Origin of the sequence: Streptomyces sp. RP5T (assembly GCF_003933965.1) — a bacterium.
Taxonomy (GTDB): Bacteria; Actinomycetota; Actinomycetes; order Streptomycetales; family Streptomycetaceae; genus Streptomyces.
In genome coordinates this window covers 19,409-33,338 of sequence record NZ_RSAJ01000023.1, presented here as the reverse complement: position 1 = coordinate 33,338, position 13,930 = coordinate 19,409, and the positions used below count along the sequence as shown (strand labels likewise).

General features: G+C 72.3%; 12 protein-coding genes. 9 read left to right on the top strand and 3 right to left on the bottom strand.

Annotated features, from left to right (window positions below; genetic code table 11):
• Both EHS43_RS04605 and EHS43_RS04600 read left to right on the top strand, forming a co-directional pair.
• On the top strand, positions 1 to 570 hold a 570-nt coding region (locus tag EHS43_RS04605), incomplete at its 5' end, for a TetR/AcrR family transcriptional regulator (protein WP_148104017.1).
• Positions 571 to 708: 138 nt separating this feature from the next.
• Positions 709 to 2,049 carry an esterase-like activity of phytase family protein gene (locus EHS43_RS04600; RefSeq protein WP_125189232.1) on the top strand — a complete coding sequence of 447 codons (1,341 nt, stop codon included), beginning with the start codon at positions 709 to 711 and terminating at the stop codon, positions 2,047 to 2,049.
• Positions 2,050 to 2,057: 8 nt separating this feature from the next.
• Here the strand turns inward: EHS43_RS04600 and EHS43_RS04595 are convergent, their stop codons facing one another.
• Together EHS43_RS04595 and xylA are read right to left on the bottom strand one after the other, a co-directional pair.
• Entirely contained in the window at positions 2,058 to 2,390 is a 333-nt protein-coding gene (locus tag EHS43_RS04595; RefSeq protein ID WP_125189231.1) for a hypothetical protein, read from the bottom strand.
• 302 nt (positions 2,391 to 2,692) lie between these two features.
• Complete coding sequence (gene xylA, locus EHS43_RS04590; RefSeq protein ID WP_125189230.1) at positions 2,693 to 3,859, bottom strand: xylose isomerase; 1,167 nt, start codon at positions 3,857 to 3,859, stop codon at positions 2,693 to 2,695.
• A 146-nt stretch (positions 3,860 to 4,005) separates the two neighbouring features.
• Here xylA and xylB point away from each other — a divergent pair, with 146 nt between their 5' ends.
• From xylB to adh, 5 genes are all read left to right on the top strand, one after another.
• Complete coding sequence (xylB, locus tag EHS43_RS04585) at positions 4,006 to 5,451, top strand: xylulokinase (RefSeq protein WP_125189229.1); 1,446 nt, start codon at positions 4,006 to 4,008, stop codon at positions 5,449 to 5,451.
• Between the two features lie 130 nt (positions 5,452 to 5,581).
• Positions 5,582 to 6,790 (top strand): ROK family transcriptional regulator, encoded by a 1,209-nt coding sequence (locus tag EHS43_RS04580; RefSeq protein ID WP_125189228.1) that lies wholly within the window; start codon positions 5,582 to 5,584, stop codon positions 6,788 to 6,790.
• 309 nt (positions 6,791 to 7,099) lie between these two features.
• The gene (locus EHS43_RS04570) at positions 7,100 to 7,699 is read left to right on the top strand and encodes an N-acetylmuramoyl-L-alanine amidase (RefSeq protein ID WP_125189227.1); all 600 of its coding nucleotides are present in this window, start codon (positions 7,100 to 7,102) and stop codon (positions 7,697 to 7,699) included.
• 97 nt (positions 7,700 to 7,796) lie between these two features.
• The gene (locus EHS43_RS04565) at positions 7,797 to 9,077 is read left to right on the top strand and encodes a GAF domain-containing protein (RefSeq protein ID WP_125189226.1); all 1,281 of its coding nucleotides are present in this window, start codon (positions 7,797 to 7,799) and stop codon (positions 9,075 to 9,077) included.
• Between the two features lie 56 nt (positions 9,078 to 9,133).
• A complete protein-coding gene (adh, locus tag EHS43_RS04560) occupies positions 9,134 to 10,657 on the top strand; it encodes an aldehyde dehydrogenase (RefSeq protein WP_125189225.1) in 1,524 nt (507 codons plus the stop codon).
• Between the two features lie 568 nt (positions 10,658 to 11,225).
• On the opposite strand, the gene EHS43_RS04555 is transcribed toward adh, so the two are convergent.
• A complete protein-coding gene (locus EHS43_RS04555) occupies positions 11,226 to 12,380 on the bottom strand; it encodes a P1 family peptidase (protein ID WP_260470382.1) in 1,155 nt (384 codons plus the stop codon).
• Between the two features lie 351 nt (positions 12,381 to 12,731).
• On the opposite strand from EHS43_RS04555, the gene EHS43_RS04550 reads away from it, so the two are divergent.
• Positions 12,732 to 13,457 carry an SDR family NAD(P)-dependent oxidoreductase gene (locus EHS43_RS04550; RefSeq protein WP_221740713.1) on the top strand — a complete coding sequence of 242 codons (726 nt, stop codon included), beginning with the start codon at positions 12,732 to 12,734 and terminating at the stop codon, positions 13,455 to 13,457.
• Positions 13,458 to 13,621: 164 nt separating this feature from the next.
• Positions 13,622 to 13,906: a hypothetical protein gene (locus EHS43_RS04545; RefSeq protein WP_125189223.1), complete on the top strand. Its 285-nt coding sequence runs from the start codon at positions 13,622 to 13,624 to the stop codon at positions 13,904 to 13,906.
• The last annotated feature ends 24 nt before the right edge of the window (positions 13,907 to 13,930 follow it).

Here is a 13,930-nt window from a genome sequence, read left to right as displayed (position 1 = left end):
CTGGACGGGATCGCGCGGCGGGCGGGGGTGGGGAACGCCACGCTCTACCGGCATTTCCCGACACGTGCCGCACTGGTCGACGCCGTCTTCAGCGATCCGCTGGCGGGCACCACGGCCGCCGGCGAGCGGGCCCGGGCCGCCTCGGACCCCTGGGAGGGGCTCGTCGGCTACCTGGAGGCCGTCTTCGCCGTCCTGGCCTCCGACCGCGGCACGAACGACCTGATGACCACGCACCTGGAGGGCGTCGAGTCGTTGCAGGCCGTGCACACCCACAACAGGGCGACCGTCGAGCTGCTCCTGCAACGCGGCCGCGACGAGGGAAGCATCCGCGCCGACGTGACCACGGAGGACGTCCTCTTCGCGCTGGCCGCCCTGGGCAGGGCCGTCCCCGCTCTCGCCACGGCCGTCGGCCCCGATGCCTGGCGCCGCCCGCTGACCCTGCTCCTCGCCGGTCTGCGCGCCTCGCCCAGTACGCCGCCCCTGCCCTCCCCCGCGCTCACGGAGAACGAACTCGGCGCCGTACTCCAGGGATTGGGGCCGCACCGGGCCCGCCGCAGCTCCTCCGGCTGAGCGCCCGGCACGCGCGCGTGGGCAGCGGCACGGGGTCGACGTGCCACCGATGCCACACGTTCACCCGTCGGCCGTACGACGTTCCGGACAGGGACCAAATCTGACCGCTGTCAGTGAACTTGGTTTCCAGGAGGTCCCATGTCCCCGCGTTCCGAAGGCCGACGCCCCGCCAGACGCACCGCCGCGGTGGGCGTGCCGCTCGCCCTGGTCGCCGCCCTGGGCGCGGCGGGCCCGGCCACGGGGGCCCCGGCCGACGGCGCGCGGGTCGTCCGGACGGCGACGCTGGGCGACATTCCGCTCGGCGCGTTCAGCAACGGGCTGCTGCCGGGCACGGTGGCCGACGACCGCGGGGTGGACCTCGGGGGCATCGGCAGCGACATCTTCCCGACGGGCCGCAAGGGCGAGTTCTGGACCGTCACCGACCGTGGGCCCAACGGCCAGATCAAGGTGGGCGGGACCAAGCGCCGCACCTTCCCGGTCCCGGGCTTCGATCCGGCGATCGTGCGGATCCGCGTCTGCGGCGACACCGTGCGGGTGCTCGACGCGATCCCGATCACCACCTCCTCCGGCAAGGCCGTCACGGGACTGCCCGACCAGCGGGGGCGCGACGAGGCGCCGTACGACCACAACGCGCTCACGGCTCTGCCGTACAACCCGAACGGGCTGGACACGGAGGGCGTCGTGCGGGCCCCGGACGGGACCTTCTGGCTCGTCGACGAGTACGGGCCGAGCCTGGTGCACGTCTCCGCGCGCGGGAGGGTCCTCACGCGCTACGTGCCCGAGGGGCTGAACCTCACCGGCGCCGACTACCCGGTGGTGGAGGCGCTGCCGTCCGTGCTGCTGCACCGGAAGATCAACCGGGGCTTCGAGGGGCTCGCCCAGCTTCCGGGCGGCGACCTGGTGCTGGCCGTGCAGAGCCCGCTGTCCCTGCCGGACACGGGCGCCGGAGAGGCCTCGCGGACCGTCCGGCTGCTGCGGTTCTCGCCGAGGAAGAAGGCGGTCACCGCCGAGTACGCGTACCGATTCGATCCGGTGAACGTGGTGGACCCGAGCGAGGACGACACCTCCGAGCTCAAGATCTCCTCGGTCGTCGCCGTGGGCGGTGACCGACTCCTGGTCGAGGAGCGCACCGACAAGGCCGCACGGCTTCAGCTGGTACGCCTGGACCGGTCCGCGAACCTCCTCGGCAGGTCCTGGGACGACGACACCGCCTCGCCCTCGCTGGAACAGCTCGACGACCCGGCGGCCTCGGGCGTGCCGGTGCTCGCCAAGAAGCTGGTCGTCGATCTGGGCACGGTCGCCGGCGTGCCCGGGAAGATCGAGGGCGTCGCGCGCGTGGACGACGACACGCTCGCCCTGATCAACGACAACGACTTCGGGATGACGGACGGAACCGGGGCGTTCGACGCCGACGGCCGGCTGGTCGACAGCGGGGTGGAGACGACGGTGACCTACGTCAGGCTGCCGCACGGTCTGTGAGGTCCGCGTCAGCCGACCAGGGAGGGCAGCAGCGACTCCAGGTCGCTCGGGAACTCGCTGGGGATCTCGCTCGGGAACTGCGACGGGAGCTCGCTGGGCAACTCGCTGGGAAGTGTGGTGGGCAGGCTGAACGACGGCTTGGGAGAACCGCTCGTACCCGTCGCAGGGGGCGGGTTCCTGTCCGGCGAGTCGTCGTTCCCCGAGGCCATGAAGACCACGACGAGGGTGACGGCCACAGCCGCCGCCAGCACGGCGAGCAGGGCGAACAGCGGGCTCCGGCGCCTTCTGGGGCCGTTCGGGCCGGGGTCGCCGACCTGGCCCATCGGTCGGGTCGACGGCATCGCGCCGTAAGGGCGCGGGCCGTTGCGCCCGAAGTCGTCGGGGGGTGGTCCGAAGCCACCGCCCGGAGGCGGTGTGTCACCCGGCGGTCCGGGCGGCTGAGGCGGTACCGGCGGCATGGCCATACCGTCCACAGTCGCCGCGGACCGGTCAGGAGGCGACCCCCGCGCGGAAGTTGATACGCCCCCATGCCGTGGGTCGCATCATTCCGGCACATTCCCCGCGCAAATCGCTGCGAGACGCACGCGCGCGTGCCGTCGACGGAGGCCACTCACGGCCGACGGCACACGCGCGTGGGCTTCGTTCAGCCGCGCGCACCCAGCAGGTGGTCCATGGCGAGCTGGTCGAGCTGCTCGAAGGCCATACCGCGCGCTGCGGCCGCCTCCACGTCGAAGTCCTCGAAGGCACTGCGGTCCGCGAGCAGCGACTTCAGACCGTCCGCCGCCGTCTGCTGCGCCAGCTGGTCCAGACGCGAGGCACGCAGCGCCTCCTGGACCTGCGGGTCGGCACGGAAGGCGGCCGCGCGCTCCTTGAGGATGAGGTAGTTGCGCATGCAGCCCGCGGCCGACGCCCACACACCGTCGAGGTCCTCGGTCCGCGGCGGCTTGAAGTCGAAGTGCTTGGGCCCGGCGTAACCGGCACTCTCCAGGAGGTCGACGAGCCAGAAGGCGGCCCGCAGGTCGCCCGCGCCGAAGCGGAGGTCCTGGTCGTACTTGATGCCGGACTGGCCGTTGAGGTCGATGTGGAAGAGCTTGCCCGCCCACAGGGCCTGCGCGATGCCGTGCGGGAAGTTCAGCCCGGCCATCTGCTCGTGGCCGACCTCGGGGTTCACGCCGTACAGCTCGGGGCGCTCCAGGCGCTCGATGAACGCGAGCGCGTGGCCGACGGTGGGCAGCAGGATGTCGCCGCGCGGCTCGTTCGGCTTGGGCTCGATGGCGAAGCGCAGGTCGTAGCCCTGCTCCGTGACGTACTCGCCGAGGAGGTCGAAGGCCTCCTTCATGCGGTCCAGGGCGACGCGGACGTCCTTGGCCCCGCCGGACTCGGCGCCCTCGCGGCCGCCCCAGGCGACGTAGGTCTCGGCGCCGAGCTCGACCGCCAGGTCGATGTTGCGGATGGTCTTGCGCAGCGCGTAACGGCGCACGTCGCGGTCGTTGGCGGTGAACGCGCCGTCCTTGAAGACGGGGTGCGTGAAGAGGTTGGTGGTCGCCATCGGCACCTTCATGCCGGTCGCGTCCAGGGCCTCACGGAAGCGCTTGATGTGACCCTCGCGAGCGCTGTCCGAGGCCCCGAAGGGAATCAGGTCGTCGTCGTGGAAGGTCACGCCGTGGGCGCCGAGCTCGGCCAGGCGCTGCACCGTCTCGACCGGGTCGAGGGCGCGGCGGGTGGCGTCGCCGAACGGGTCCCTTCCCTGCCAGCCGACGGTCCACAGGCCGAAGGTGAACCTGTCCTCGGGGGTGGGCTGGTAGTTCATGACGCGGCTCCTTGCTGCTCCGGACTATTTCGTCATGGCGGTTTACAAATTAGTATGCACACACGTCTCCGGGAAGAGACAAGGTGTCTTCACCGTGAGACACCAGCCGCTTCGAGATCATGAGCCGCGCAAAAAGGGAGAGCCCGATGTCAGCAGCCGAGGGTCCGCTCGTCGTCGGCGTGGACACGTCCACCCAGTCCACCAAGGCGCTGGTGGTCGACGCGGCCACCGGCCAGGTCGTCGCGCGCGGTCAGGCGCCGCACACCGTGTCCACCGGAGCCGGCCGGGAGAGCGACCCGCGCCAGTGGTGGGACGCGCTGTCCGAGGCCCTGCGCCAGTGCGGGGACGCGGCCCGCGAGGCCGCCGCGGTGTCGATCGGCGGCCAGCAGCACGGCCTGGTCACCCTGGACGCGCAGGGCGAGCCGGTGCGCCCGGCGATGCTCTGGAACGACGTCCGCTCGGCACCTCAAGCCCAGCGCCTCATCGAGGAACTGGGCGGCCCGAAGGCCTGGGCGGAGCGGACCGGAAGCGTGCCGGGCGCCTCCTTCACGGTGACGAAGTGGGCCTGGCTCGCCGAGCACGAGCCGGAGGCCCTGCGCGCCACGAAGGCCGTACGCCTGCCGCACGACTACCTCACCGAGCGGCTCACCGGCGTGGGCACGACCGACCGCGGCGACGTCTCCGGCACCGGCTGGTGGGGGTCCGCGACGGAGTCGTACGACAGCGAGATCCTCGCGCACGTCGGCCTCGACCCCGCGCTGCTCCCCCGCGTGGTCCGGCCCGGCGAGGTGGCCGGCACCGTACGCGACGGCCACGATCTGCCGTTCTCCAAGGGGACCCTGGTCGCCCCCGGCACCGGCGACAACGCGGCCGCCGCGCTGGGCCTCGGCCTGCGCCCCGGGACGCCGGTGATGAGCCTCGGCACCTCCGGCACGGTCTACGCCGTGTCCGAGCGGCGCCCCACCGACCCGACCGGCACCGTGGCGGGCTTCGCCGACGCCCGCGGCGACTGGCTGCCGCTCGCCTGCACCCTGAACTGCACGCTCGCCGTGGACCGCGTCGCGGCCCTGCTGAACCTGGACCGCGAGGCCGTGGAACCGGTCTCGGGGGTCACCCTGCTGCCGTATCTGGACGGCGAGCGCACCCCGAACCTGCCGAACGCCTCCGGGCTGCTGCACGGACTGCGCCACGACACCACCGGCGGCCAGCTGCTCCAGGCCGCCTACGACGGGGCCGTGCAGGCGCTGCTCGGGGCGCTGGACCTGGTGCTCGACGAGGACGCGGACCGTTCGACGCCGCTGCTGCTGATCGGCGGCGGCGCCCAGGGCACCGCCTGGCAGCAGACCGTACGACGGCTCTCCGGGCGGCCCGTCCAGGTGCCCGAGGCCAAGGAGCTGGTCGCCCTCGGTGCCGCCGCGCAGGCCGCCGGACTGCTGACCGGCGAGGACCCGGGGGCGGTCGCCCGGCGCTGGAACACGGCCGCGGGCCCTGTCCTTGAAGCGGTGGAGCGGGACGAGGAGACGCTGGCCAGGATCGCCGGGGTACTCTCCGACGCGGCGCCGCTGCTGGAGCGCGGGACGCAGACCGGCTGACGACGGCAGGGACCCGCACCGGCCCGGGGCGCCGGCCTCGGCCCGCCGAGGACGAGGACGCGGGCCGGCCGACGGCACCACGAGCCGTCCGGATCACGGGACCGCGGCCTGACCGAGGATCGAGGGAGGCATGACCGCACCGCTGCACGACACCCGCCCGGCGGGGCCGGGGCGCGGCCTGCCCGACACCCAGCAGGGCATGCGCCGCCGCAACCTGGCCCGGGTGATGCACACCGTGCGTGCCGAGGGACCGCTGTCGCGTGCCGCGGTCGCCTCGCGCATCGGTCTGACCCGGGCCGCGGTGTCGACCCTCGTCGACGAGCTCATCCGCTCGGGGCTGCTGGAGGAGCTCGGCCCGGAGCGTCCGGGCCGGGTCGGCAGGCCGGGTTCCGCACTCGCCGTCAGCGGGCGCGGTCCCGCCGGGATCGGCGCCGAGGTCGGTGTGGACCACCTCGCCGTCTGCGCGGTGGATCTACGGGGGCAGGTACGCGCGCGTGCGGTGCGGTACGGCGCGAACCGGGGCCGCTCCCCCGAGCCGGTGATCGCCGAACTCACGGACCTGGTGCGCCGGGTGGTGTCGGAGGCGGAGGACGAGGGTCTGTGGCCCGCCGGCCTCGCGGTGGCGGTGCCCGGTCTGGTCGCGCGTGACGCCCGGACCGTGGTGCGCGCCCCGAACCTCGACTGGCAGGACACGGACCTGGGCACCCTGCTGCCCGAGGACCTGCCGCTGACCGTGGGCAACGAGGCCAACTTCGGCGCGCTGGCCGAACTCTGGCTCGGCGACGGCACCCCCCACGACTTCCTGCACGTCTCCGCGGAGATCGGCATCGGCGCGGCACTGGTCGTGGACGGGCAACTGCTGCGCGGCACCCGTGGTTTCGCGGGCGAGCTCGGCCATGTCCCGGTCCGCCCCGACGGACCGGCGTGTGCGTGCGGCGGACGCGGCTGTCTGGAGCAGTACGCCGGCGAGGAAGCGGTGCTCCGGGCGGCCGGCCTGGAGCCGGGCGAGGACCGGGTCGGCCTCCTCGCCCAGCACGCGGCGGAAGGCGACGAGGCCGTACGGGGCGCCCTGCGCGAAGCCGGGCAGGCACTCGGCATCGCGCTGACCGGGGCGGTCAATCTGCTGGACCCCGAGACCGTGGTGCTCGGCGGTGCGCTGGCCGGCCTCGCGCCCTGGCTGCTGCCCTCCCTCCAGGACGAGCTGGCCCGGCGCACGGCCGGCCCCGCCTGCCCGGTGGCCGTGTCCGGACTGGGTTCCGAGGGGCCCCTGCTGGGGGCCGCGCACTCGGTGGTGCGGGCCGTGCTGGACGACCCGGCAGCCGTGGGCGAACGGGCCTGAGCACCCGTCAACTCACCCCATCGAGTGGCCGGGTTGTCCACATCCCCGGCGTTGTCCACCGGAACGGCGAGCATCCCTCCGCCGGACCGGCCGCCGCCGTACCGTGAGGACACGAGCCACGCGGCAGCCGTGGGCGAGCGGACTTCGTGAGGTCCGGTCCGTCCGCGACACCAACCACACCCACGTGGCGAAGATCCGCGAGGAACGGCTTCCGGCGCGCGAGACTCACCGCGGAGCACACGTCCCGCTCCGTGACACCGCGGTGCGACCGCTCGGCTGAACACCGCTGATACGAAAGGCACTTGGTTGATGGAACGCGCAAGACCGCCTCTCGACAGACGGCGGCTGCTGAAAGGGGCGGTCCTGGCCGCCGTACCGTACGCGCTGCTTCCCGAGACACGCGCCGGGGCCGCCCCGCAGCCCGTCGACCACCCGCTCGCCGAGTGGCAGCCGGCCACGTCCTCCAACTTCACGGCGTCGGACCGCCCCTGGTCCTACCAGGTGGACCGGGTGGTCGTCCACGTCACCCAGACCACCTGGACCGATGCACTGGACATCTTCCGCAACCCCGCGAAACAGGTGTCCGCCCACTATGTCGTGCGCTCGGCCGACGGCCATGTCGCGCAGTGCGTGCGGGAGGCCGACGTCGCCTGGCACGCCGGGAACTGGGACTACAACACCCGCAGCGTCGGCATCGAGCACGAGGGCTGGGTGGACAAGCCCGCCTACTTCACCGACGCCCTCTACCAGGAGTCCGCGAAGCTCACGGCCGGGATCTGCGGGAGATACGGCATCCCCAGGGACCGCGCGCACATCATCGGCCACTACGAGGTGCCGGGCACGGACCACACCGACCCCGGGCCCTTGTGGGACTGGGAGCGCTACCTGCGCATGGTCCAGGACGTGTGAGTGGCCCGTCGTTCGGGTGACGCCGGTCGAAGAGGTTGTTTGCGCGGGCACCGGGAGTGACGATGTTCCCAGCCGCATCGCGTTCCTGGAGGCCGAATTGACCGATCCATGGGTGGCCCTGGAGCCGGGGGCCGACCTTGCCGAGCGGGTCCGGCTGCTGCGGCGCGCGCACGAGACGTTCACCGAGGCGGGCACGGTGCAGCGGCCGGTCCGCCCGGTGGTGGCCGACTCGTGGCGGCGCTCCGCGCGGGCCGGCGTCGGGCCCGACGGGTCGGCGGACGTCGAACTCGCCGACGGTGACCTCGATCCGTACCGGGCCGAGCATCCGCTGGCGCGGGTCATGCCGCTGTTCCGCGAGCTGATGGGCACCTTCGCCTCCGACGGGGAGCATCTGCTCGCGGTGTGCGACGAGCACGGCAGGCTGCTGTGGGTCGAGGGCCATGCGAGGACCCGTCGGCAGGCGGAGTGGATGAACTTCGTGCCGGGTGCGCGGTGGGCCGAGACCGCCGTCGGGACGAACGCCCCGGGCACGGCGGTGGCGGTGGACCGGCCGGTGCAGGTGTTCGCGGCGGAGCACTTCATCCGCCGGGTGCAGCCGTGGACCTGCGCGGCGGCACCGGTCCACGATCCGCGCACCGGTCGGGTGCTGGGGGCCGTGGACATCACCGGCGGCGACGGGCTCGCGCATCCGCACAGCCTGGGCTTCGTCCAGGCGGTCGCGCGGGCCGCCGAGTCCCAGCTGGCGCTGCTCCTGCCGCAGCAGCCGGCCACCGACAGGACCGAGCTGAGCGCCCTGGGCCGGGACGAGGCGCTGCTGGTCGGCGGCGGCCGCAGGGTCAGGCTCAGCCGCAGGCACAGCGAGATCCTGGTGCTGCTGTCCCGGCACCCGGAGGGCCTGACCGGGGACGAGCTGTTGTGCGCGCTGTACGAGGACGAGTCGGTGACGCCGGTGACGCTGCGGGCCGAACTGGCGCGGCTGCGCAGGGTTCTCGGACCGGGGCTGCTGGCGTCCCGGCCGTACCGGCTGACCGTGCCGGTCGAATCGGACGTGGCCGTCGTGGAGCGGCGGCTGGAGAGCGGGGCGGTCGCCGCGGCGGCACGGGAGTACCGCGGTCCGCTGCTGCCGGCCTCGCAGGCGCCGGCGGTGGTCAGGCTCAGGCGCCGGATCGCGGACGGACTGCGGACGGCCCTGGTCGCCCGCCGGGACCCCGACCTGCTGGCGGACTGGGCGCACGCGCCGTGGGGCGAGGACGACGTCGAGGTGTGGCGGGCGCTCGCGGCCGTACGGCCCACGGCGAGCGTCCGGGCCCGGCTCGCCGCGCTGGAGGCGGAGCTGGCCGCACCGACGGCAACGTGGTTGCAACGTCCGCGCTCCTAGCCTCACGCGCAGAGCCGCCCAACGGCGGGCGGCGCTGCTGAAGGAGGCTGGCCAGCATGACCCGTTACGCGGCACCCGGCACCGAGGGCTCGATCGTCTCCTACCAGGCGCGCTACGACCACTTCATCGGTGGCGAGTACGTGCCGCCGGCGCGCGGGCAGTACTTCGAGAACCCCTCCCCGGTGACCGGGCAGCCCTTCACCGAGGTCGCGCGGGGCACCGCCGAGGACGTGGAGCGGGCGCTGGACGCCGCGCACGCCGCCGCGCCCGGCTGGGGCCGCACCTCGGTGACCGAGCGCTCCGACATCCTCCTCAAGATCGCCGACCGGATGGAGGCGAACCTGGAGAAGCTCGCCGTCGCGGAGAGCTGGGAGAACGGCAAGCCGGTGCGCGAGACGCTGGCCGCCGACATCCCCCTGGCCATCGACCACTTCCGGTACTTCGCGGGGGCGATCCGTGCGCAGGAGGGTTCGCTCGGCGAGATCGACGACGACACGGTGGCGTACCACTTCCACGAGCCGCTCGGGGTCGTCGCACAGATCATCCCGTGGAACTTCCCGATCCTGATGGCGGTGTGGAAGCTGGCCCCGGCCCTCGCGGCGGGCAACGCGGTCGTCATCAAGCCGGCCGAGCAGACCCCGGCCTCCATCCACTACTGGATGAGCCTGATCGCGGACCTGCTGCCGCCGGGCGTGGTCAACATCGTCAACGGCTTCGGGGTGGAGGCGGGCAAGCCGCTCGCGTCGAGTCCGCGGGTGGCGAAGGTGGCGTTCACCGGTGAGACCACCACGGGGCGGCTGATCATGCAGTACGCCTCGGAGAACATCAAGCCCGTCACCCTCGAACTCGGCGGCAAGTCGCCGAACATCTTCTTCGACGACGTCTGGGCGCGGGACGACGACTTCCGGGACAAGGCGCTCGAGGGGTTCACGATGTTCGCCCTCAACCAGGGCGAGGTCTGCACGTGCCCGTCGCGGGCGCTGATCCAGCGGGGCAACTACGCCGAGTTCCTGGAGGCGGCCGTCGCCCGCACCGAGCTGATCCGGCCGGGCCACCCCCTCGACACCGACACGATGATCGGCGCCCAGGCCTCCAACGACCAGCTGGAGAAGATCCTCTCCTACCTGGACGTCGGCCGGCAGGAGGGCGCGAAGGTCCTCACCGGTGGTGAACGCATCGAGCACGAAGGCGAGTTGAAGGGCGGCTACTACGTCCAGCCGACCATCTTCGAGGGCGACAACCGCATGCGGATCTTCCAGGAGGAGATCTTCGGTCCCGTCGTCTCGGTGACGTCCTTCGACGACTTCGACGACGCTCTGAAGATCGCCAACGACACGCTGTACGGCCTCGGGGCGGGCGTGTGGACCCGGGACATGAACACCGCGTACCGGGCAGGGCGGGCGATCCAGGCGGGCCGCGTGTGGACCAACTGCTACCACGCGTACCCGGCGCACGCCGCGTTCGGTGGGTACAAGCAGTCGGGGATCGGGCGGGAGACGCACAAGATGATGCTGGAGCACTACCAGCAGACGAAGAATCTCCTTGTTTCTTACAGCCCTCAGAAGCTTGGCTTCTTCTAGAGCCTGCAGTCGGTTGCCTGGAAGCTGTGTTCTGCTCCAGGCAACCGGACACGGGAAGTCACACTCCGCGGTGACGCGATACTCCACGCTGCGTACCCACTGTTTGGTCGCTGGCGAATACGGGCGTCCGGGGCACCTGCCCGACTGGCGTTCGCCCGGCGAAAGTCCGCACTCGCGGCGCCAGTTCTCGCCGTCGGTCATCCAGGCGATGCGGTTGCCGATCCATCCTGAACTGGCTGGCACCGTGTTCGCCCAGGTCCCCGGAGCACGCCCGGCTCGTGCGGCGTGCCCAGCGGGCCCTGGGGCTGTCGCTGGTCGGCTTCGGCCTGATCATGTCTGAGGGCGGCCCGTCCTCGTGTCCGGGAACACCTTCGCTGGCCTCCACCCGGACCAGTTCGCCGCCGCCGGGCGCTCACTGAGCCAGGAACTCCTGTCTCTCGCAGGCGGCGTGATCGGGCGTCTTGCCGGTATGGCCGACCGTGCCGGACGAGCGCGGTAGCGGCGGCCGGGGGTGCCGTGCCGTACCAGGCGGCCGCGTCCCGGTGCCGGGTGCGTCCCCCCGCGGCTGCTACGGCTGCTTCCGCCGCAGGTGCGCGCAGGCCGAGGGGTAGGTGTCGCAGTAGCTCTTGTACTGCCGCACGGACGTGGCCTCCAGCATCGCGTGCGCGACGGCCCTGGAGAGGGTGTCGGCCGCCGCAGAGCCGATCCGGGTGAGGGCGCCTGTGTCGTCCGGCTCGTCGTTCGACAGGCGGCGGCCGGTGCCGGTGGATACGGAGAAGATCGTGTCGCCGTCGGAGAGGGTGTGCGAGGGGTTGAGCGCCCGGGCCAGTCCGTCCTGGGCGGCGGCGGCCATCCTTGTCAGCGCCGCGTTGTCCATCCCCGCGCTGGTGGCGACGACCGCGATCGTGGTGTTGCGGCCCCGGTCCGCCCCGGTCTGTGGCGTCCCCGGGGCCGGCCGACACTCCGCGCGGGAGGGCCTGCGCAGTCCGGCGAACTCGTCGCCGATGCCCAGTGCGGCTCCCAGCAGGGTGCAGTCCTTCGGGTCCACGGGGCTTCCGAGGGCATTGACCACGACGAGTGCCCCGACGACGGTCCCGTCGGCCATTGTGACGCTGGCCGTCCCCACGCCTCCTTTGAGGGTGCTCGCCGCGGCGAGGGCTCCCGTCCCGGCGCCCACGGTGCCCTGGCGCACCGGGCCGTCCTGGGCCGCCTCCATCGCCCGGTATCCCCAGGAGGCGGTCGGCCGTGCCCGGTCGCTGCCCCCTCGACCGATGTCCCAGATCACCGCTCCCGGCACGATGGGGAGCGAGACCCCTTTCCGGTCCTCCAGCCAATGCATCGCGCCGACGCCGACGTCCAGGCCCCAGTCGCTGCCACCGGTCAGGACGATCGCGTCGACTCCGGGGTTGGCGTTGACGGGGTCCAGGGTGTCGGTCGTCCATGTGCCGGGGGATCCGCCGCGTACGTCGACGCCGGCGATCGCCTTGTTTGGCATGTGGACGACGGTCGATCCGGTGAGGTAGGGCGGGCGGACGGACTGCACCTGACCGACCCGGATGCCGGGGACGTCGGTGATGGCGTTCGACGGACCCGGCACGGGGGCCGCCGTCGTGGTCCTCGTCCGCCCGGCGGCCTGGGAGGTCTCGGCGCCGAGTACGAGACACGAAGCGGCGACCGCGCAGACCGATCCCATCGCCAGCAGGCGGGTGTTCGGGAAGACCATGCCGACCTCTCCTCAGGACCGTCCGGCCGTGCCGGAACCGTGCCGCTTGGTGGCGGCGCGCAGCAAGCTAGCGGTAAGAGGTGTCGGGCGACCGGCGGCACGCCACGGGATGGTCCGTTCGGGCATCGGCATCCGCCCGGGCGAAGCAGCCGGCGGGGCGCCGCGCCCGTGTTGTCGTGGTGGAGGCGTGTCACCGGAGCGCGTGCCGTGCGGGGTCAGGCCGGGAGGTCCAGACAGTTGAAGGAGACTCCCGGACTCCCACATGACCTTTTGACCACGTAAGGGGACTCGACAATGTCAGTTCACGTAAGCAGTCCAGGCTCTTCTCCGTCGGATACGTCGTGGGCCCTGATGACCGGTTCGCCGAGCGGGATCGGCCGGGCGACGGCGCTGGGCCTGGCCCGGGACGGATACGCACTCATCGTCACCGGCCGCGACAAGGGCCGGGCCGCCGGATGCCGCCGCAGCATCGAGTCCTCGGGCGGCCGTGCGATCGACCTGGTCGCCGACCTGGCCGACCCCTCAGCGGTGCGCACCCTCATCGGCCAGGTGCGCGAGGCCATCGACGGCCCGCTCGACGTCCTGGTCCACAACGCCTGCGGCGGCAGCTTCGCACCGACCGAAGCCACCCCGGAGGCCATGTTCGACACCGCGTTCAACGTGCACGCCAAGGCACCGTTCCTCCTGACTGCCGCCTTCGCCCCCACGATGGCCGAACGCGGCCACGGGGCCATCATGAACGTGGGCAGCCTCAGTACCATCACGGCCGCGTCCGGCACCTGCGCCTTCCAGGCATCAAGAGCGGCATTGTCCATGATGACCAAGTCATGGACCGCCGAGTACGGTCCCCGGGGCGTCAGGGTCAACTCCGTTGATCACGGGTTCATCCTCACCCGCGTGGACCAAGACATCCGTGACATGTTCGGCACCTATCTCGCCTCGCTGCCCGCCGGACGCGGCGGAGACCCCGAAGAGGTCGCGAACGTCATCCGTTTTCCCGTCTCCCCCCAGGCGTCCTACGTCAACGGAGCAACACTCGCCGTCGACGGCGGGAAGAACGCCGTCGTCGTCATGTGAAGGCCCTCGGATGAACGGCTCGAAGCCCGGTTAGCACAGGCTTTCGTCTGGATCAGGCCGGATCAGGGAGTAATGATTCCACCCTTGCCTCAGGTCAGAGGCGACAGTGAGCGTGCACTACCAGCAGACCAAGAATCTGAGAACATCACGGCTGGTCACCCGACGTGGACGAGACCCGCCGGCAGGACAACCCGAGCGCCGAACGCTCCTTCCGCGCCGAGCACGCCGGCAAGCGCGGTCCGGGCCGGACGAAGTCCGCCGAGGAGACGAAGTCCGTCCCCGGTGACGCGGTCGAGAGCCCGAGCGCAAGCGGCGAGGAGTACGGCGACGCGGACGAGAAGGGCAGGCGCGACACCGGGCCCAAGGGCCGCTCCCAGCGCCCCAGCGGCACGAAGGACGCTGCCGCCAAGACCGGCGTGGACCCGCAGGATCCGTCGTCCGGGCGCTGACCGGATCAGCCCTCCGATCGGGCC